Annotated in this window: 14 protein-coding genes; 5 read left to right on the top strand and 9 right to left on the bottom strand. The window is 74.0% G+C overall.

Annotated features, from left to right (window positions below):
- Positions 1-55: 55 nt before the first annotated feature.
- From IEZ13_RS47680 to IEZ13_RS41590, 8 genes are all read right to left on the bottom strand, one after another.
- Positions 56-4,339, bottom strand: coding sequence for a hypothetical protein (locus tag IEZ13_RS47680; protein WP_183215257.1), 4,284 nt, complete (start codon positions 4,337-4,339; stop codon positions 56-58).
- Entirely contained in the window at positions 4,336-6,027 is a 1,692-nt protein-coding gene (locus tag IEZ13_RS41620) for a replication-associated recombination protein A (protein ID WP_183215259.1), read from the bottom strand. Before IEZ13_RS41620 ends, IEZ13_RS47680 begins: the two co-directional genes overlap by 4 nt.
- Positions 6,028-6,203: 176 nt before the next feature.
- On the bottom strand, positions 6,204-6,425 hold the full coding sequence (locus IEZ13_RS41615; protein ID WP_183215261.1) for a hypothetical protein: 222 nt from the start codon (positions 6,423-6,425) through the stop codon (positions 6,204-6,206).
- A 109-nt stretch (positions 6,426-6,534) separates the two neighbouring features.
- Positions 6,535-8,337 (bottom strand): aspartate--tRNA ligase, encoded by a 1,803-nt coding sequence (gene aspS, locus IEZ13_RS41610; RefSeq protein WP_183215263.1) that lies wholly within the window; start codon positions 8,335-8,337, stop codon positions 6,535-6,537.
- A 78-nt stretch (positions 8,338-8,415) separates the two neighbouring features.
- The gene (locus tag IEZ13_RS41605; protein ID WP_183215265.1) at positions 8,416-9,333 is read right to left on the bottom strand and encodes a hypothetical protein; all 918 of its coding nucleotides are present in this window, start codon (positions 9,331-9,333) and stop codon (positions 8,416-8,418) included.
- Positions 9,334-9,728: 395 nt separating this feature from the next.
- The gene (locus IEZ13_RS41600; RefSeq protein WP_183215266.1) at positions 9,729-10,517 is read right to left on the bottom strand and encodes a 2-phosphosulfolactate phosphatase; all 789 of its coding nucleotides are present in this window, start codon (positions 10,515-10,517) and stop codon (positions 9,729-9,731) included.
- A complete protein-coding gene (locus tag IEZ13_RS41595; RefSeq protein ID WP_183215268.1) occupies positions 10,514-10,855 on the bottom strand; it encodes a hypothetical protein in 342 nt (113 codons plus the stop codon). Before IEZ13_RS41595 ends, IEZ13_RS41600 begins: the two co-directional genes overlap by 4 nt.
- Positions 10,856-11,014: 159 nt before the next feature.
- Positions 11,015-12,205 (bottom strand): alanine racemase, encoded by a 1,191-nt coding sequence (locus IEZ13_RS41590; protein WP_183215270.1) that lies wholly within the window; start codon positions 12,203-12,205, stop codon positions 11,015-11,017.
- A gap of 38 nt (positions 12,206-12,243) precedes the next feature.
- Between IEZ13_RS41590 and IEZ13_RS41585 the strand changes: the two genes are divergently transcribed.
- Positions 12,244-13,164: an aminoglycoside phosphotransferase family protein gene (locus IEZ13_RS41585; protein ID WP_183215272.1), complete on the top strand. Its 921-nt coding sequence runs from the start codon at positions 12,244-12,246 to the stop codon at positions 13,162-13,164.
- Positions 13,165-13,175: 11 nt separating this feature from the next.
- Here IEZ13_RS41585 and IEZ13_RS41580 read toward each other — a convergent pair whose 3' ends face one another.
- Positions 13,176-14,804 (bottom strand): beta-N-acetylhexosaminidase, encoded by a 1,629-nt coding sequence (locus IEZ13_RS41580; protein ID WP_183215274.1) that lies wholly within the window; start codon positions 14,802-14,804, stop codon positions 13,176-13,178.
- A gap of 74 nt (positions 14,805-14,878) precedes the next feature.
- Here IEZ13_RS41580 and IEZ13_RS41575 point away from each other — a divergent pair, with 74 nt between their 5' ends.
- From IEZ13_RS41575 to IEZ13_RS47215, 4 genes are read left to right on the top strand one after another with little or no spacing between them, the layout of a single operon-like run.
- On the top strand, positions 14,879-16,234 hold the full coding sequence (locus tag IEZ13_RS41575) for a helix-turn-helix domain-containing protein (protein WP_183215276.1): 1,356 nt from the start codon (positions 14,879-14,881) through the stop codon (positions 16,232-16,234).
- Positions 16,231-17,442: an amidohydrolase family protein gene (locus tag IEZ13_RS41570; protein WP_183215278.1), complete on the top strand. Its 1,212-nt coding sequence runs from the start codon at positions 16,231-16,233 to the stop codon at positions 17,440-17,442. Before IEZ13_RS41575 ends, IEZ13_RS41570 begins: the two co-directional genes overlap by 4 nt.
- A complete protein-coding gene (locus tag IEZ13_RS41565) occupies positions 17,442-17,822 on the top strand; it encodes a RidA family protein (protein WP_183215280.1) in 381 nt (126 codons plus the stop codon). Before IEZ13_RS41570 ends, IEZ13_RS41565 begins: the two co-directional genes overlap by 1 nt.
- 44 nt (positions 17,823-17,866) lie before the next feature.
- Entirely contained in the window at positions 17,867-19,957 is a 2,091-nt protein-coding gene (locus IEZ13_RS47215) for a serine/threonine-protein kinase (protein WP_203833629.1), read from the top strand.
- The last annotated feature ends 72 nt before the right edge of the window (positions 19,958-20,029 follow it).

Below are 20,029 nucleotides of genomic sequence, written 5' to 3'. Positions count from 1 at the left end.
TCACGGATTCGGCGGGACAACTAGCAGACCCTACCGTCCGTGACCACCACCCGCGTCACGACGCCTGGGGTGTCGGCGATAAGAGCGGATCGTCGGTGGACAGCACCGTGTCCGGAGTCACCCCGACCAGTCCCGGCGTGGTCTCCTTCTCACCCCGCCGGTCCTCGATCTTGTTCCACACCTTGATCCGGACCGTCGAGCCCTGGCACGCCGCCGGATCCGGCAGCTCCTCCGCGGCGCCCGCCGTCGGGTTCTGCTCGGCCGAGATCTGATCCACCGCGCAGCCCGGCAGGCCCACCGCCAGGTCCAGGGTGAGCTCGTCCCGGCTCCAGCAGCTGTAGGTGCCCTCCTCCGGCGCGACCGGCGTCTCCGGGCAGCCCTCGACCTTCCGCTGCTTCCAGCCCGCCTTGGTCAGCGCCTTGGTGTAGACGTCGGCGGTCTCCTTGAACGGCCGGTCCGATTCGGCCTTCCGCTCCCGGAACGAGCACTCCATGATGCAGAGCGTGCTGCCGGTCTCCTGATTCTCCACACCCTTCGCGGCCCAGGACGGAACCTTCAGCGCCGCCAGCGAGGCCAGCACGGGATCGCTGCTCGCCGCGCGCAGACCGACGAACGCCGGCAGAGCCAGCAACACCAGCGCCGCCAGCGAGAACAGCGTGACGAGCCGCAGCCTTCGCTGCGTGCGCAACTTGTGGCGCAGCTCGGCGAGGCCACCCTCGGCCGTTTCATCCTTCAGGGGTACGCCGTTCGCGTTCCCCCTGGACGCATCGCCGGACCCCGCGGGGCGCACGGAGCCGGTCGCGTTCGCGCCCAGTCCCTGCGAGTCGTCCGGACCCGGCAGACCGTCGGGCCCACGACCGGGAACGGAGGCACCACCCCTGGCCGGGCCGTCCGCGGAGGCACCACCCCGTGCCGGGCCGTCCACGGAGGCACCACCCCGTGCCGGGCCGTCCACGGAGGCACCACCCCTGGCCGGGCCGTCCACGCCCGCGCCGGCACCCATCGCCCGCGACGGCCTACCGGGAACCGCGGCGCCGCCCCTGGCCGGACCGTCCGCCCCCGGAACGGAGGCACCACCCCTGGCCGGGCCGTCCACCCCGGGAACCGCGACACCGGCCCGGGCCGGGCCGTCCACGCCCGCGGGGGCACCCATCGCCCGCGAGGGCCCACCGGGAACCGCACCGCCACGTGCCGGACCGTCGACGCCCGGCGCGGCACCGCCACGGCTCGGTCCGTCGAGTCCGGGAACGGCGGCCCCGCCCATCGGCCGGGAGGGCCCGCCGGGAACGGCGACGCCGGCTCTCGCACGCGGAGCCCCGGCCGGGCCGGGAACGGGCGCGCCGCCCATCGCCCGAGAAGGACCGTCCGGGCCGCCCGGGCCTCGGGACAGGTCGCCCTCCGAACCGGGTGTGCCACGTCCCGGGCCACCGTCCGGACCCGCCATACCGCGCCCCGGACCACCATCCGGACCCGCCGTTCCGTGTCCGGGGCCGCCTTCGGCACCACGGCCGGGCAGACCCGAAGGTCCGCCTTCCGGGTCTGCCGGACCGCGGCCGGGCACGGCAGCGCCACCACGTGCGGGGCCGCGGCCCGGAGCCCGCCCCGGAACCTGGGCGCCGCCTCGTGCCGGACCACCGTTAGGACCGGGCATGCCACCGGGCCCGGGCATGCCACCCGGACCACCGGGGCCGCCGGCGCCACCCGGCACTCGACCTGGGCCGCCTGCACCGGGGCCAGCCATCGCGGGGCCGGTCATGGCACCTGGGCCGGGACCACCGCTGTGTTTTCCACCCGGGCCGGGTGCGCCGGGACCGGGTCCGCCGTCGGGGCCGGGCGGGCCCACCACGGCACGGCCGGGAGCAGCGGCGCCCATCGCCTGTGCGGGGCCGCCACCTGAGACAGGCGCGGAGCGGCCGGGGCCGCCCGAGACGGGCGCGGCGCGACCGGGCACGGCTGCGCCGGTCCGGGCACCGCCCGGGCCGTCCGGCCGGACGGCGCCGTGCCGGCTGGTGTGCTCCGCCTCCGGCGCGAACGGTCCGGCGGCAGGCACATCGGCGCGGGCCCCACGGCGGCCGGGACCCGGCTGTTCGGGCACCGCCACGCCACCGGCGGCGCCCTGGTCCTCGCCGGGCCGCGACGGAACTCCGGGACCCTGCTGGCCCCGGCCCGGACGCTGGATCACACCGGAGGTGCTGTCCGCCATCGCGCCGGCACGGCCGGGAACGGCCGGGGTGCGGGCGCCCTGACGTCCGGGAACGACCGGCGGGACGGCGGCGGCGGCCCGGACCGGGCGGCCGTCACCCGGCCCGATGCGGCGCGGACCGGGCACGTCCGGGGTGCCGGTGAAGCCACCGATCTCCGGCTCGTCCGGGTCGGCGGAACGGCGTGCGGCACGGCGCCGGCGCGGCTCACCGCCGGAACGTCCGCCGGCACCGCCCCGGCCGTCCTTGCCGGGCTGTGCCTCGGGACCGGACCCACCGTCACCGGGACGGCGGACGAACCCCACCGTGCCGGTGTCGTTCCCGGGATCGGCGAAACCGTCCGCACGGACCAGCGAGTGCGAGCCGGTGCCGAAGTCGCCCTCCGAAGCGCCGTGCCTGCCGGGTCGCTCGTCGCCGGGCGGGGCGGCATGCCCGGGCCGGTGCCGTGGGTCGCCGTCCGGGGCGGCCCGCCCCGGCCTGCCCCCACCACCGTGCCGGCCGGTCGGCTCCTCGAAGGCGCCCGGTTCCTCGGCGCGGGACCGCCGGCCCCGCCCCTGCCGGTCGTCGGGCGCGCCCGGGACCCCGTAGGTGCCCGGCGCGGCACGTCCGCCGCTCTGCTCGAACCCGTTCGGAATGGCCCCGGAGCGATGCACGGCATCCTGCCCGCCGGGGATCGGACCGGAGTCGTGAACCGGGTCATAGCCACCCTGCCCCGAACCCGGCCGCCGCCCACCCGGAACCGGACCGGAATCCTGAACCGGGTCATAGCCGCCGGGGACCGGGCCGGAGCGGTGCGCGGCACCACCCGGGATCGGACCCGAGTCGTGCACACCCGGAATCGGGCCGGAGCGGTGCACCGGGTCGTGGGCGCCCGGCTGAGATGCGGGGTCGTAGCCGCCGGGCTGAGGGCCGGAGCGTCCGGGCGAGACCGGGTCCGCGGGGCGGAAGCGGTCACGAGCCGGGGCGGCCGGGGACAGCGGGCGGATACCCGGGCCCGCGGAACGGGCGGCCGGCGAGACCGGACGAACACTGGGAGCGGTCGGCGGAACTCCCGGAACCTCGGGCGCGTTGCCGGAGAGCGGCACGGGCGCCTGCCCGGGGAACATTTGGCCGGACGGATCGACGTCCATCTGACGGCGGGCGTGTCCCGCCTCGGGGGCTACCGCCGCGCGGCCACCCTGCGGCGGTCCGGTGCGGCGGGCGCCCGGCGGCGCCTGCCCGGGCACCGAGCCGGGCGGACCGGCGGGAGCTCCCGGCGGCATCTGACCGGGCATGGCCGGTCCGGACCCCGGCGGCATCTGCCCCGGCATACGCGGGACGGACCCCGGCGATCCCGGTCCGGCGCCCGGTGGCGTCCGGCCCGGCGAACCGGGCGCGGCGCCCGGCGGCATCTGACCGCCCGGCCCCGTCTGACGCGGAGGCGCTCCCGGGGGCATCTGACCCGGCATCCCCGGGGCCCCGGGCGGGGCGCCCGGCGGCATCTGACCCGGCATGCCCGGGGGCCCGGGCGGGGCGCCCGGCGGCATCTGACCGCCCGGTCCCATCTGACGCGGAGGCGCTCCCGGCGGCATCTGGCCGCGCTGGCGCCGCCCGCCCGGGGCACCGCCCGGCGGCATCTGGCCGGGAGGGACCGGTCCAGCGGGCATCTGACCGGGCGGCATCGCACCCGGCGGGATCTGACCGGGAGGCACCGGCCCGCCCGGCGCACGACCGCCGGGGGGAGCCGCCGCACCACGCTGCCCACCGGGGGCGGGGGACGCCGGACCCGGTGGGCCGGGTCGTTGCCCCGGGCGCGGGCCCGGCTCGGCGTCCATCCGGTCGCCCGGCGCCGGGAAACCCTCGCCGGGACCGCCGGGAAACGCGAAGTCGTCGTCGGGCATGTCGTCCGGCCCCGGCGCGACACGACCGGACTTACTGGTCCGGCCCTCCCCCGGCATGGTGCCGGGCCCGATGGCGTTGCGCTCCTCTTTGGCCACCCGCAGGTCGTCCAGCCAGCCGGTCTCCTCGCGCGGGACCTCCTGGGGAACGGCCGGCTGATCGGCACGGCCGCCACGCCCGAAGCGCCGGCGGTTCTTCCCGCCCGGCTCGTCGCGCAGCCCCGCGTCGTCGTCGGGCCGATCGGCACCCCGCCCTGTCACCGCGTTTCCTCTCCGGCGCTGGCGCCGCTGTCGTAGTCACTCTCGGCCCCGGTCTCCGCGGAAGCCCCGGCTCCGTCGGGGTCTTCCACCCCGCCGGAGGCGTCGGCCACGGCCCCGTCGGAGCCTCCACCACCGTCGGTGGCCGGGCTCTCCCCCACCACCGCGACCTCGACCGGTTCCGAGTCCGCCGACGACTGTGACTCATCGGCGGCCCGAGCACCACCCGCCGCGCGGTCCGGGGTCCCCATCGAAGCGGTAACAGTCCTGCTCACCCGCGCCGAGGAAGATTCGTCACCATCAGTGCGGGGAGCCGGGCCGAGACCGCGAACGATACGCCGGAGGCGGGGGACCCGCTCAGCCACCAGCCGTTCGGCGCCGTGGTCGGTCGGGCGGTAGTAGTCGACTCCGGTCAGGTCGCCGGGAGCGTACTGCTGGCGGACCACACCGCGCGGGTCGTCGTGCGGGTAACGGTAGCCACGGCCGTGCCCCAGCCCCCGCGAACCCGGGTAGTGGGCGTCGCGCAGATGCGGCGGAACGGGGCCGCCCCGGCCGGCCCGGACGTCCGCCATCGCCTCACCGAGGGCGGTGGTGACGCTGTTCGACTTCGGGGCGGTGGCCAGGTGCACCACGGCCTGGGCCAGGTTCAGCCCGGCCTCGGGCAGACCCACGTTCTGTACGGCCTGAGCCGCCGCCGACGCCACGAGCAGCGCCTGCGGATCGGCCATGCCGACATCCTCACTGGCGAAGATCACGATCCGCCGGGCGATGAACCGTGGGTCCTCACCGGCGACCAGCATGCGGGCCAGGTAGTGCAGGGCCGCGTCCGGATCGCTGCCGCGCATGCTCTTGATGAACGCGCTGATCACGTCGTAGTGGGCGTCGCCGTCTCGGTCGTAACGGACCGCGGCGACGTCGACCGCCTTCTCCGCGGTGGCGAGATCGATCTCCGTGACGTTCTGGGCCAGGGCGCTTCCGGCCGCGGCCTCCAGCGCCGTGAGGGCTTTGCGCACATCGCCGCTCGCCAGCCGTACCAGATGGTCTTCTGCCTCGGCGGAAAGAGTGACCGCACCGCCCAGCCCGCGCTCGTCGGCGATCGCGCGCCGGATGAGATCCCGCACGTCCTGCTCGTCGAGGGCCTGGAGGGTGAGCAGCACACAGCGGGAGAGCAGGGGCGAGATGACCGAGAAGTACGGGTTCTCCGTGGTCGCGGCCAGGAGGGTGACCGTGCGGTCCTCGACCGCGGCGAGCAGCGAGTCCTGCTGGGTCTTGCTGAAGCGGTGCACCTCGTCGATGAACAGGACGGTCGGCGGGCCGCCGTAACGCCGCTCGCGGCGGGCCGTGTCGATCACCGCGCGCACGTCCTTGACGCCGGCGGTCAGCGCCGACATGGCGACGAACTTGCGATCCGTGGCGTTGGCCACCAGGTGCGCGATGGTGGTCTTGCCGGTGCCGGGCGGGCCCCAGAGGATCACCGACATCGGGCTCGCGCCGGTCACCAGCTGGCGCAGCGGGGCGCCGGGGGCGAGCAGATGCTTCTGCCCGACCAGCTCGTCGAGGGAGGCCGGCCGCATCCGCACCGGGAGCGGCGCGTCACCGGAGGGCGAGCCGAATCCGGCGGTCCCGGCGGCGGCCGGACCAGCGGTCGGCGCCTCCGGGGATGCGAGGGAGAAGAGCCCGTCCGTTTCCATCACAAACGACAGTACCGGCCCCGGCGGCCCGATCCGCAATGCGGACTGCCGCCCTGTGGAAACGCTCCCGAGCAGCCACGACGGCCTCACGCAGAGTGTGCGGACACGGCTGGAGGCCCGCCGGGGGAAGGGCGGGCCTCCAGTGGCCGGAGGTCGCGGCCGATCGGCCGCGGGGATCAGCCGCGGCCGGGGCGACGGCCGTAGAAGCGACGGCCGGAGCCCGTACCCGCACCGGCGCGCGGGCCGCTGCCGATGCCCGCCAGGTACAGCGAGACGAGCAGCAGGCCGAGCGACGCCATGGTCGAGAAGTTGAACAGGTCGGGCGCACCGAAGTTGGTGTCGAGCAGGTCGGCGAGAAGGTAGATGCCGAAGACGACGGCGGCTGCGATGGCGAGCATGATGGTTCCTCCGGGGGGGTGTCAGAGAGCCTGTGACCCGCTGATACCCGAATGGGAGGGTTCCCGAAACCAGAAACGGGCCGCCTGGGCGGCCCGTTTCATCGATGGCTCAGTTGGAGTGCAGGACCGGAACCGCCTGGCCGTCGGTGCCCGGGGTGCCGGCGGTGGCCTTCGGCTTGGCGTCGATGCCGGCCTCCAGGCGCTGCTGGGCGGTGATCGGCGTGGGCGCGGTGGTCAGCGGGTCGAAGCCGCCGCGGGTCTTCGGGAACGCGATGACCTCACGAATCGAGTCGTTGCCGCTGAGCAGCATGCAGGTCCGGTCCCAGCCGAGCGCGATGCCGGCGTGCGGCGGCGGGCCGTACTTGAACGCCTCCAGCAGGAAGCCGAACTTGTCCGCGGCCTCCTCCGGCGTGATGCCGAGGAGGTCGAAGACCCGGCTCTGGACGTCGGCGCGGTGGATACGGACCGATCCGCCGCCGATCTCGTTGCCGTTGACGACGATGTCGTACGCGTACGCCAGGGCCTGGTCCGGCGCCTCCTCGAAGCGCGCTTCCCACTCCTCGTTCGGGGAGGTGAACGGGTGGTGCACCGCGGTCCAGCCCCCGTCGTCCGTCTTCTCGAACATCGGCGCGTCGACCACCCAGCAGAACGCCCAGGTGGACTCGTCGATCAGGTTCGCCCGCTTGGCGATCTCGATCCGGGCCGCGCCGAGCAGTTCCTGCGCCTCCCGCCGTTCGGCCGCGGCGGCGAAGAAGACGGCGTCACCCGGCTTCGCCCCGACCTGGTCGGCGAGACCCGCCAGGTGCTCCGGCGACAGGTTCTTCGCGACCGGGCCCTTCGGCTCGCCCGTCTCGGAGTCCAGCACCACGTAGGCCAGGCCGCGGGCGCCGCGCGCCTTCGCCCAGTCCTGCCAGCCGTCCAGCTCCTTACGGGTCTGCGAGGCGCCGCCCGGCATGACGACCGCGCCGACGTAGCCGCCCGCGTCGATCGCGCCGGCGAACACCCGGAACGCGGTGCCGCGCAGGTAGTCGGTGAGCTCGACCAGCTCCACCCCGTACCGGAGATCGGGTTTGTCGGATCCGTAGCGGTTCATCGCGTCGGTCCAGGTGATCCGCGGGATCGGGAGCTGCACCTGGTAGTCGGCAAGCTCGCTCCACAGGCGGGAGACGATCTCCTCGCCGAGCGCGATGACGTCGTCCTGCGTGACGAACGACATCTCGATGTCGAGCTGGGTGAACTCGGGCTGCCGGTCGGCGCGGAAGTCCTCGTCGCGGTAGCAGCGGGCGATCTGGTAATACCGCTCCATGCCGGCCACCATCAGCAGCTGCTTGAACAGCTGGGGGGACTGCGGGAGCGCATACCAGGTGCCGGGCTGGAGGCGGACCGGCACCAGGAAGTCGCGGGCGCCCTCCGGCGTCGAACGCGTCAGCGTCGGCGTCTCGATCTCGTTGAAGTCGCGGGCGTGCAGCACCTCGCGGGCGATCTGGTTGGCGCGGCTGCGCAGGCGCAGCGCCTTCGCCGGGCCGGAACGGCGCAGGTCCAGGTAGCGGTACTTGAGGCGGAGGTCGTCCGAGGCGGTGACCGTGTCGTCGACCGGCAGCGGCAGCGGGGCCGCCTCGGAGAGCACGATCAGCTCGCTGGCGACCACCTCGATCGCGCCGGTGGCCAGGTCCGGGTTCTCGTTGCCGGCCGGGCGGGCGCTGACCTCGCCGACGACCTTCACGCAGAACTCGTTGCGCAGCGCGTGCGCGTCCTCCTCGCGAAACACGACCTGCACCACACCCGAGGCGTCGCGGAGGTCGACGAAGATGACACCGCCGTGGTCGCGCCGACGCGCGACCCACCCGGCGAGCGTCACCGTCGTGCCGGCGTCGCTCGCGCGCAGAGTGCCGGCGTCATGGGTACGGATCACGGAAACGTCTCCTAACAGAGTTCGCGGGGCGCACCCGACATTCTGTCAGGAGCGCCGGCGCCGCGTGGCACGGGCCGGTCACCGCGCTCTCGGCATCCGCCACGATGTGGCGCGCAGACCGGCGGTGCCGGAGCCGCCGACCTCGACGATCTCCACGAGCACCAGCTCGGCCGGTGTCGCCGCGGTCAGCACGCAGAGCGCCGTGCCCTTCGTGACCTCGACACGCAGGCCCTGCCCGAGCGGGCTGGTCCGGATCGCCCGGTCGCATCCCTCGGCGTCGGTGTCGGCGCCGGCGTGCCGGCTTCCCCCGGCCGCGCCCGGGCCCAGGCTCAACTGTGGCGGCTGGGTGCCGCAGCGGCTCTCGTACCGCAGATCGGCCAGGCTCTCCGCGGCGTCGGCGCGAGGTTCGTCGAGGTCCAGGTGGAGGACGGCGGCGCAGGCCAGCTGGATCCGCAACGGCTCCTTGGCGTAGGAGACCCGGTATCCATCGGATTGCGCGGGGGCCGGGCTGGGCGGTGCTTCCTCTTTTGCTTCTTTCGTACGCCAGGCGAGAACCACCGCCGCCACCGAGCCGGCCAGGGCCAGCAGACTCAGGAGTACGGCGAGAGCGACCGTCGCCCGTCGTGGCGTCTTCCGTACCTTCGCCCTCGGCTCCTTGACGGGGGTCTTCGGCACCTTGGCGGGCTGGGCGTCCTCGTTCTTCTCGTTCGCCGCCTCGGCGCGCTCCCCGGTCGGGTTGTCCGGGCTCGAGGGATGGGGCGGTGGGGGCGTTCCCAACGGCTGGGTGGGCCCTTCCGAGGCGGCCTGATCCGGCGCCGGCCAGGTGGCCGGGTGACGCTGGGCGGCCGGGTGACCGGCACCCCCGTTCTGGCCCGGCGCACCGTGCTGCCTCGGGATCCTCGGCCAGCCCGGCTCGCCGCCGTACTGCGAGCCGCGCGGATAGGCCGGCGCGCTCCCGCCGGCCGGTCCCGGGTGGGCCGTCCCAGCGGCGTACACCGACGCTCCGGGAGGCGCGGCGGCGCTGCCGTAGGTGTGACCGGAAGGGGCGGCAGCAGGGTGCGTGCCATTCGGGTAGGTCGTACCGGAGGAGGGTCCGGCGGCCGGCCGGGGAGCGGGCCCGGGTCCCGGGTTCGCGGGGTCCGGCGGTGGTGGCTGGTGGGCGGCGGGATCGCTGGCGGCTGCGCGGAAAACGGGCATATATGACTCCGGCGACGCAGATGGAGAAAGCGGTCTATCGGCGCTCAATCACCATAAACACCATCGATCTCAGCGACCATCCCCCGCTGAGGCGACTGATTGCCGTCACTCTCGCCGGTTGCGCGGCCCCCGACTCCTCCCGGCTATTCGCCGCCCATCCCAGCCGGTTGCACAGGCACCCGACATTTCCGCGGTTACGCGCCCGCCGCGTCGGCGGTGTGCGGACGGAACCAACCGTCGCTCAGGACCGGGACGACGGTGCTCGCGCCGGCATCGGCGGCGGTCGCGACGTCCGCTTCGAAACCCCTCGCGGCCAGCTCGCGCCCGGAGACGGACGCGGCCAGCGCGGCGGGCAGATCGGCGGCGACCGCCCGGTACGCCGCGATGGCCGCACCGGCCTCGAAGGACACGTCGTCCCGCTCCGGCCGGTCGGCGACGAAAGCGCTGAGGAAGGCGCCGGCGCCCCAGAGGTCCTCGGCGGCCGGGCGCAGCGAGTCGTCCGGCCAGCGTTCACCCGCCGCGACCACGGCGACCGGCCGCCCCGCCGCCCGTTGCCGGACCCATGCGGCGGCGGCCGCGACGTTGCGCAGGCTCACACCGACCACCGTGGCGCCGGTCGCCGCCATGCGGGCGGAGATCGCCGAGCCGTTGGGCGAGGGCAGGACGAGCCGCTCGATGCGCCGGTGCGCAGCCGCACGGGCGATGGTCGGCGGCGAGAGGCTGACCGTCTCCGCCGATCTCGCCTCCATACGGCCGACCGCGAGTTCGGCCCGGTGCCGGGCGGCCTCGGCCACCGCGGACGCGTCCCGCCAGGGGTAGGGCAGCACCGAGATGCCGTGCTCCGCCGCCACGGTGAGGGCCGTGGTGAAGGACAGCACGTCGACGACCACCACACAGGCGGCGCCGTCGGCGATCCGTTCCGCCCCGGCCGGCCCCCAGTCGAACCGCACCCGATAGGCGCTCTGCCCGAACACCTCTCTCATCGGAATTCGTGCACCACCTCGATGAGACCGACGATGTGATCGTTGAACTCCTCGAGCTCTTCGGCCGGAACCCACAACTCGAGAATGCTGTCACCACCGGCCTGCCGGACCGGATACCGGGCGGCGAACCCGGCGTCGACCTCGAACCGGGTCACATACCCGGTTCCGGACGCCGGGACGTTCCAGTCCCTGGCAATCATGATCGCGTAGTCCTCGTTCAGCACCGGATAGAAGATCGGCTGATCCGGCAGGCGTGGTGGCCAGCGCCGCCATCCCGAGGAACGGACCAGGTCCAGCTCCTTCGGGCCGGTCGGCCGCCACAGGGTCAACGTCGTCACGGGCGGCAGTCTGGCACGACGATCTCCCGCACGCTTCTCGATTACCTCCTGCCGGGCAGCCGCCGGCCTCTTCGAACGCGTCTCCGCCTTCGACGCCACCGGCCTCCCTGATCGGGCGATTCCGCTCCATCGGGAAGCCCGCCTGCTGGTCGAGCCCCCTCAGAAGTAGGTGTGCAGCACGTCGACCACCCGCCGCTGCTCGTCGACGACCGGGATGTCGCGCCACTTGTCGAAGGCGGTGCAGGGATGCGAGATCCCGAACCGAATCAGATCACCCGGCTCGAGGACGGCACCCTCGACCTGGAGATAGGTGTGGTGATCGTTCAGTTTCGTGACCCGCAGGCCCTCCGCTGACTCGACCACCCCGTCTGGTCGCCGGATCTCCAGGGGCACCGGCAATCCTTCGTCGAACGGGGCGTCCCGCTTGCCCATGCCGGCGAGCGCCAGCCCCGGCTCGGGCGCCGAGAGCACCTGTGCCCAGATCTCCAGGGCCGCGGCGAGCGGGCCCTCGTCGGGCACCCGGACGAACGGGGTCCGCTCCCGGTAGAAGCCGTCGTCGTGGGTGACCGAGGCGCCACTGCGCAGAACGAGCCGGGCCGCCACGTCGAGGCCGGCGAGTTTGTCGGCGACCCGGTCGAACCAGGCGCTGCCCCCGGCCGAGACGATTCCGCGCTCCGGCAGTAGCCCGGCTCCGCTCAGGCGGGCCACACCTGCGACGAGGTGGTCCAGGAAGGCGTCGACACCGTCCTGATCGGGCAGCTGGCCCTCATACCCGGTGACTCCGGCGAGCTCCAGCCCGGGAGCGGCGGCGACGGCCCGGGCCACCGTCTCCATCTCGTCGAGGGTCCGCACCCCGGTCCGCCCGCCGGCGTGCCCCAGCTCGACGAGGACCCGCAACGGTCCACCCGTCGCGGCCGCCGCCGCCACGCCGGCGAGGGAGTCGACCTGGAAGTAGACCTCCCATCCGGCGGCGCTCTCGGCGGCCAGCCAGCGCAGCGCCGTCGGGTCGAGGATCTCGTTGGCGATCAGCACCCGCTCCACCCCGAGCCGCCGCATCACCAGCGCTTGATGGGGCGTGGCCACCGTCATCCCCCACGCCCCGGCCCGTAGTTGAGCGTCGAGCAGGCGCGGGGCCATCGTGGTCTTGGCGTGCGGGGCGAAATCCAGCCCGTGCCGCCGGCAGTAGGCCGCCATCGTGGCGATGTTCGCCTCCACCGCGTCCCGCCGCACCACCAGCAACGGCCAGGTGAAGCCACCGTCGAAGATGCCCGGCCGTTCGGCCGCGAGGCGGGCGGGATCCCTCGCCTCGTCCGGAGCCCAGAAGCCCTTGCTACGCCAGTCGATCGTCACTTCGCTCTCCTTCTCCGCCGGCTGTCAGACTGCACCTCATGGTCGATATCGCGCTCCCCGATTCGTTTGTCCGCAATGTCGAGGAGTGCTGGGGTGACTTCGGCAGCCAGTGGCTGGCTGACCTGCCCGGCATCGTCGACCGGACGATGCGCGACTGGGAGCTGCGGCCGGCCGGCCGTCTCCCGCTGAGCATGAACTGGGTGACCCGCGTCCGCCGCGCGGACGGAACGACCGCGGTCCTCAAACTGGGTGTCCCGGACAGTGACCACCTCCGGGACGAGGCGGCGGCGCTGGCGTGTTTCGCCGGTCGCGGGGCGATCACCGTGCTGGCCCGCGACGAGGCCCGGGGCGCTCTGCTGTTGGAGGAGGCCCGGCCCGGCACTCCGGTGAGCGCCCTCTCGCCGGCACGGGACGAAGCGGCGACGGCCGCCCTGATCGAGGTCGTCAAACGGCTGCACCGCCCGGCGCCGCCGGACGTGCCGCTGCCCGAGCTCGCCGATCGCAGCGCCTCCTTCGCCGGGCACCTGCGCCGCTTCCCCGGTGACGACCCCCTCCCCCGGCATCTCGTGGAGCGGGCCGGAGGTCTCCTCACCGAACTCTGCTCGAGCGCCACCGAGCGGGTGGTGCTGCACGGCGACCTGCACCACGACAACGTGCTGGCCGCGGAACGGGAACCGTGGCTGGCCATCGACCCGCACGGGGTGGTCGGCGATCCCGGTTACGAGATCGGCGCCATGCTCTACAACCCCGATCCGCTCGACCCGGACGACACCGTCCTCGACCTGGCGCCGGCCCGGATGGAACAGCTCGCCGACGGCCTCGGCATCCCGCTGGGCCGGGTCGTGGCCTGGGGCTTCGTGCAGGCGGTGCTCTCCGAGGTGTGGACCTTCGAAGGAGACGGGGTGGTGACCGGCCGCCCGCTGCGGCTGGCCCGGCGGCTGTTGCCGATGCTGTCCTGAGGCGGGGGCCGTCATGTCGCCACCCGCCGCAGGCCGGCGGTCATCTCGTGCAGCTCGGCCAGGCGGCCGGCCAGGTCCCGGGGATGGCCCGGTGCGTCGGGCCGGGCATCCCACGGCCGGGGACCGGTGAGCGGCCGGTAACCGACGCCGAGCGCGTCGAGGCGGGCCAGATGGGCGGGCAGCCGCGCGGAGAAGCCGGCGAAGTCGCGCCCGGGCGGCCCCCAGACCGTCTCGGCGAACGCGCAGAGCCGGGGGAAGGCCTGGTAGTCGACCCGGCGGGCGGACTCCAGATGCTCGGTCCAGACATTGGCCTGCCCGCCGAGCACCAGGGCCGCCTCGGACTCGCTGAGCCCGTCCGGGACGGGATCGAACGCGAACACGTCGGCGAGGGTCAGCCGGGTGCCGACCGGTGTCGGCTCGCCGGGATCGTCGGACTGCCGGTAGTCGAGGTAGACCGCGATGTCGGGACACGCCACCACCTGATGCCCGGCGCGAACCGCGTGGGTGGTGGGCGCACGCCCCCGCCAGGCGGCGACGACCGCGCCGGGTGGCGCCCCACCGGCCAGGATCTCGTCCCACCCGAACAGCCGGCGGCCCCGGGTGGCGAGATGCTCGGCCAGCCGGGCGGTGAACCAGGGCTGCAACTCGTGCGGGCCGGCCAGGCCCTCGGCGCGGATCCGCTGCCGGGCGGACGGGCTGTCCCGCCACTCCGTGGTCGGGCACTCGTCGCCGCCGATGCCGATCAGCTCACCGGGGAAGACGTCGCAGACGTGATCGAGCACGGCCCGGCAGAAGTCGAGCGCCTCCGGGCCGACATTCAGGACGTGCTCGGATATCCCCCAGGCGCTGCGCACCGGGCCGGCGAACCCGTTGCCCAGCTCGGGATAGGCCGCGATGGCCGCCTGCATGTGGCCCGGCATGTCGACCTCGGGGACGACGGTGATGTGGCGGGCGGCCGCGAACGCCACGATCTCGCGCAGGTCGGCGGTGGTGTAGTAGCCCCCGTGCGGCCGCCCGTCATAGCGCTCGTGGCCACGCGAGCCGAGCATGCTGGCGGACCGCCACGAGCCGACCTCGGTGAGCCGGGGCAGGCCGGGAACCTCGATCCGCCAGCCCTGGTCGTCGGTGAGGTGCAGGTGCAGCACGTTGAGCTTGTGGAAGACAGCCAGGTCGATGAAGCGGAGCACGTCGGAGACGGGCATGAAGTGGCGGGCCACGTCGAGCAGCACGCCACGCCAGGCGAACCTGGGCTCGTCCGTGATCCGCTGAGCGGGGATCTCCCACGGGCCGGCCGAGATCGCCGCCCTGCGCAGCGCCGCCGGGGGCAGGAGCTGGCGCAACGTCTGCGCTCCGTAGAAGACGCCCGCCGCCGAACCGCCCCCGATGTGCACGCCCGCCGGGGTCACGTCGAGCAGGTAGCCCTCGGGCGGGAGGCCCGGATCGAGACGCATCCGGATGCCTCCCTCGCCAGGTGGCAGCGGGCAACCGGTCGCGGGGCCGAGCGCCGCCCGCAACCATCCGGAGACCGCCTCCGCCCCCGGATCGGCTGACAGGCTGGTGGTGGTCTCCAACCGGAAGGACCCGGCCGAACCGTTGACCGCTCGCGGGAGCGGAATCAGGCTCGTAACTGGTTCGTTCACGGAACCTCCTTGACCACGCCTTCGTCATGGAGGACGCTAATACGCACCACATACGAACCACAAGAGGAGCGGTGATGATCATCGGTTTGGTGGTGCACGCCGGCCACCGGGAGCGTTTCGCCGAGGCCGCGCGCACGCTCACCGGCGTCTCCTTCTCCTGGGCCGTCTACGAGAGCGAGGAGCAGATCCGCGACCGGGTCGGCGAGCTGCTGGCCACCGGCGGGCTCGACGGCCTGCTGCTCGGCCTGGTCCCCTGGTCGCGGGCCCGTGACCTGATCCCCGCCGGCCTGCCCGTCGCGGTCACCCGGTCGGCCGCCCTCGACCTGGCCCTGGCCTGGGCCCGGGCTCGCGGCAACGGCTGGCCGGCCACCCCGGTCAGCATCGACACCTTCGCCACCGAGACGGTCGACGAGGTCGCCGCGGCGCTCGATCTCGACCGGTCCGCCGTCGCCACGCTGCCGTTCGACCCGGAGCAGTCGCTCGCCGAGGTGGTGCGGTTCCACCGCGCCCGTCTGGACAGCACCGGCGCGAGCTATGTGATCACCGTGCGGACCGGTGTCGCCGCCGCCCTCGACGGCCGCGCCGCCGTCCTGCACGCGCTGGCCACCCCCGGCACGATCCGCGCCGACCTGCACGAGCTGGCACTACGGATCCGTCGGCGGCGGGCCGACGAGCAGCGGTTCGCGGCCGCCGTCTTCCGCTCCCCGGAGACGGGCGCGCGGGCCGCCCTGCGCCGGGCTCTGGCGGAGGTCCCGGAGCTGGGCGACGCCTGGATGCAGGAGCACGGCACACGTGACGTGGTGGCGTTCGCACCGGCCGCCGTCTTCGAGAGGTTCACCCGGCACTGGGTGACGGCCCCGGTCTCCTGGCACGACGCCACCGAGCGGGAGAGCGGGCCGGTGGGCGCGTTCGCCGGGTTCGGCATCGGCCCCTCGGCCCGGCACAGCGTGTCCCTCGCCGAGCAGGCGGCCGACCGGGCCGAGCGCGACGGCGCCCCCACCGCCTACCTGATCACCGACGACGGCGTGATGATCGGCCCGATGGGCGGTGCGGGCGGATCGCCGCTCACCTACACCTACCGTCAGCACGGCGGCCTGGAGGAGCTGGCCGGCCGGGCCGGCCTGAGCCCGGCCACCCTGTCCCGTCTCACCGCGCTGGAGCGTTCCCTCGCGGGCCGGCCGGTCTCACCCGGCGAGGTGGCGGAGGCGCTCGGCATCACCGACCCGAGCGGCCGGCGGCTCATCCGCAAGCTCACCGAGGCGGGTCTGGTCGTCGCGGAGGGCAGCACCCAGCCGCATCACAAGGGTCGCCCCGCCCGCCTCTACCGCCTGGCGATCACCGCCGCGCTCGCCGCGAGCCGCGCCCCCGCGGTGTCGTCGCCCGACGGCCCGGACGGGACCGGCCGCGTGGCGGGCGGTGCTCGAGGATGAGATTCGACCTGCTGCTGACCGGCGGCGATCAGGAGCTCGGGATCCGCGACGGGCGGATCGCGGCGGTCGGCGCCGGCCTGCCCCACGACGCACGCCGGGTCGTCGACGTGACCGGCTGCCTGGTCACCCCGGGCCTGATCGATCTGCACACGCATGTCGGGCCGGGCTACTGGGGCATCGATCCGGATGCCGTCGCCTGGCGTTCCGGGGTCACCACCTGGGTGGACGCGGGTTCGGCCGGGGCGTTCACGCTGGCCGGCCTGCGGCGCGCCGCCGAGTCGGCCGCCGTGCGGATCCCGGCGCTGCTCAACATCTCCGCGGTGGGGCTGGCCGGGCGCACCGGCGAGTGCCGCGATCTGGCGAACTGCGACACCGCTCTGGCGATCGACACGATCCAGGCGAACCGCGATCTGCTGGCCGGGGTGAAAGTTCGCATCGACGCCGACACGGTGGGCGACAACGGAGTGGAGCCGCTGCGCCGCGGGCTCGCGGCAGCGGACGCTTGCGGGGTGCCGGTCATGGTCCACATCGGCACGTCCCCGCCGGCCCTGGCTGAGGTGCTCGATCTGCTGCGCCCGGGCGACATCGTGACGCACTGCGCGAGCGGCATCGCCACGCCGCTGGGCCCGGCGATCCGGGCGGCCGCCGAACGCGGTGTCCTGCTGGACATCGGCCACGGCTCCGGCGGGTTCGCCTTCGACGTGTTGGAGGCCCAGCTCGAGGCGGGTCTGCTGCCGTTCACCGTCTCCACCGACCTGCACGCCCGGTCCCTGCACGGGCCGGCCTTCGACCTGCCGACCACCATGGCGAAGCTGCTCGCGGCCGGGATGACGCTGCCCGAGGTGGTCGCCGCGGCGACCACACACCCGGCGCGGGCGCTGGGCCTCCCCGGCGGTTCGCTCACGGTCGGCGCTCCGGCCGACTTCGCGATCTTCGAGGTCCGGGAGGAGCCGTTCCCGGTCTCCGACGCGCACCGCCAGGTCCGGATCTCCCCGCTCCGCCTGATCAACCGGTCCACCTATGTGGACGGCCGCCCACTACCGCCGAAACTTTCCGCGCCGCCCGCGCCGTGGATCCCACTGACCGACGCGCAGCACGCCGCCCTGGCACGCCGCGATCACGACATCCGTGCCCTGCTCACCACGCCACTCGTCGACGTGGACGGGCTGGCCGATCAGTTCCCGAGACCGAAACCGAGGAGTTCCTGATGCCCAAGCGCGCTGTGATGACCGACAAGGCGGCACCCGCCGGAGGTCCCTACTCACACGCCGTCGTCGCCGGCGACACGATCTATCTGGCCGGGGCGATCCCCGCGCTGCCGGAGGGCACCCGGGTGACCGGCAGCTTCGCCGAGCAGGCGCACGCGGCGTTCCGCAATCTTGCGGCGGTGGCCGAGGCCGCCGGCGCGAGCCTGGACGACGCCGTGCGGGTGGGTGTCTACCTGCGCGACTTCGGCGACTTCGCGGAGATGAACGAGATCTACCAGGAGTACATCAAGGGGGAGCACCGTCCCGTGCGCACGACGCTGCCCGTGCCGCTGGTCGGCTTCGACATCGAGATCGACGCCATTCTCTACACCGGGCCATGACCGCGGACGGATAGCCGCGAACTCTCCTGGGTAGTGGGACATTCATGCCTCACCCCGGAGAGTTGCTCGGCGGACGTTACCGGCTGGACGATCTCATCGCCTCCGGCGGCATGGGCGAGGTCTGGCAGGCGACCGACACCGTTCTGGGACGGGCCGTCGCGGTCAAGACCCTGCTCGCCGACCGGGCCAGCGATGCCGGCTTCCAGCGACGATTCCGGCACGAGGCGCGGGCGCTCGCGGCCCTCCGCCACTCCGGTGTCGTCGCGGTGTACGACTTCGGCAGCACCGGAACCGAGGACGCCTACCTGGTCATGGCCCGGGTCGACGGGCAGCCGCTGAACCGGATTCTGGGCGAGCGCGGCCGCCTCACCCCGGCCGAGACCATGTCGCTCGTGGCGCAGGCGGCCTCGGCCCTGGCGGCCGCACACGCCGCCGGGATCGTGCACCGGGACGTCAAGCCCGGCAACCTGCTGGTCGAGCCGGACGGCACGGTGGTCCTGGTCGACTTCGGGGTGGCACGATCCGCCCATTCCGGCACGCTGACCGGAGCGCGGGAGGTGATCGGGACCGCCCTCTACATCGCGCCGGAGCAGGTGACGAAGCAGGAGGCCGGTCCCGCCTCGGATGTCTACGCGCTGGGTGCTCTGGCGTTCCACTGCCTTGCCGGGCATCCGCCGTTCCTCGGCAAGAACCCGATCGCGATCGTCCTCCAGCATCTCGATCAGGAGCCGCCGCCGCTGCCGGACGACGTGCCGCCCGAGGTGAACGCGCTCGTCCGTACCGCGCTGGCGAAGGATCCGGCGGCGCGCTTCCCGTCCGCCGAGGCCATGGCCGAGGCCGCCTCGGCAGCGGCCGGGCTCACGAACCAGGCCGGGAAATCAACGGCCGGGCTCACGAACCAGGCTGGGGAGACACCCGCCGCCGGGCTCGGAGATCGAGCCCGCGAAACACCGGCCGCCGAGCTCGCGAGCCAAGCCGGGAAGACGCCCGCCGTCAGGCTCGGAGCCCGAGCTGGGGGAAAACCCGCCGCGTCTGGCGCCGGTGGAATCGCGACCGGCCCGGCCCCGGCGACGCCATTCGAGCCCGGCGACGACGGTCTCGCGAAGACGAGGACCGGTGCGCCCTGGTTCGGCATCGCCGGGGTCGTCCCCGCCGGAGCGACCTCGGAGGAGAGCGAGACCATCGATCCGGGCTCGACCGGCGGAGGTCCCGCGGTCCCCGCCCAACGCTCAACCGCGACGGCGGGCACGCCGGCCGTGCCGAGCCCGGCCGTGCCGGAGGATCACATCGCGGGTCAGACCGCGGCCGCGACGGAGGGCTGGGCCGCCACGCCGAGTATCACCGCGGCGAACGGCCCGGACGGCACGGTGACGGCGGGTGAAGCGTCTGCGTCCGACGACGCCGAGCCGGCGGATGGCGGCTTCGTAGCGGGCACGGGTGAGACCACTCGAGCGGGCACGGGCTCCGCAGATGAGACCGGCGCGGCCAGCACCGGCATGAGCGCCGGAGTTGCCGTCGCCGGCATGAGCGCCGAAACGGCGAGCGCAGGCATGAGCGCCGGAACAGCGAGCGCCGGCATGAGCACAGAAACAGCGAGCGCCGGAACGAGCGCCGGAACAGCGGGCACAGGCGCCGGACCAGTGGGCACCGGCATGAGCGTGGCGACCGGAAATGGGGGCGGAGCGTCCGGGGAGAGGAACCGGCGGCGGGTTCTCGCGGTGGCGGCGGCCGTGATCCTCGGGGTGGCCGGTGTGGTCGCCGCGGCGGATCCCTTCGGGCTCTTCGGTGGCCCGGAGAGGATCGACCGGCTCGTGCCCGAGGCTCCGGCGAGTTCGGCGCCCCGAACCGTGGAGCAGAAGGACGAAGAGGGCGGACCGGATAACAAGACGAACTATCAGGACAAGACCCCGAAGCCTAAGAGATCAGCCACTCCCGAACCGAGCCGGACGCCCACCCGGCCCGCGGGGAGCCAGACCGGGCCGGCCACCGGACCGACCACCGAGCCGACGGCCGGGGAGACGTCCACACCGGAGCAGACCCCCGACGACGAGACCAGCGAGCCCGGGGAGGACGAGACCGAAACCGGCGAGAACGAGGCCGCCGACCCGGCCGACCAGCTGGTGAACAACCAGTGAAAGAGCTGTGTGCAAGCTTTGGGATCGATATGTAAGATCGCTCAGCTAACCCTCCGGGCGGACCGGCGGCAC

The organism is Actinoplanes campanulatus (genome assembly GCF_014647795.1).
GTDB classification, from domain to species: Bacteria; Actinomycetota; Actinomycetes; order Mycobacteriales; family Micromonosporaceae; genus Actinoplanes; species Actinoplanes campanulatus.
This window is presented reverse-complemented; position numbering and strand designations above follow the sequence as displayed.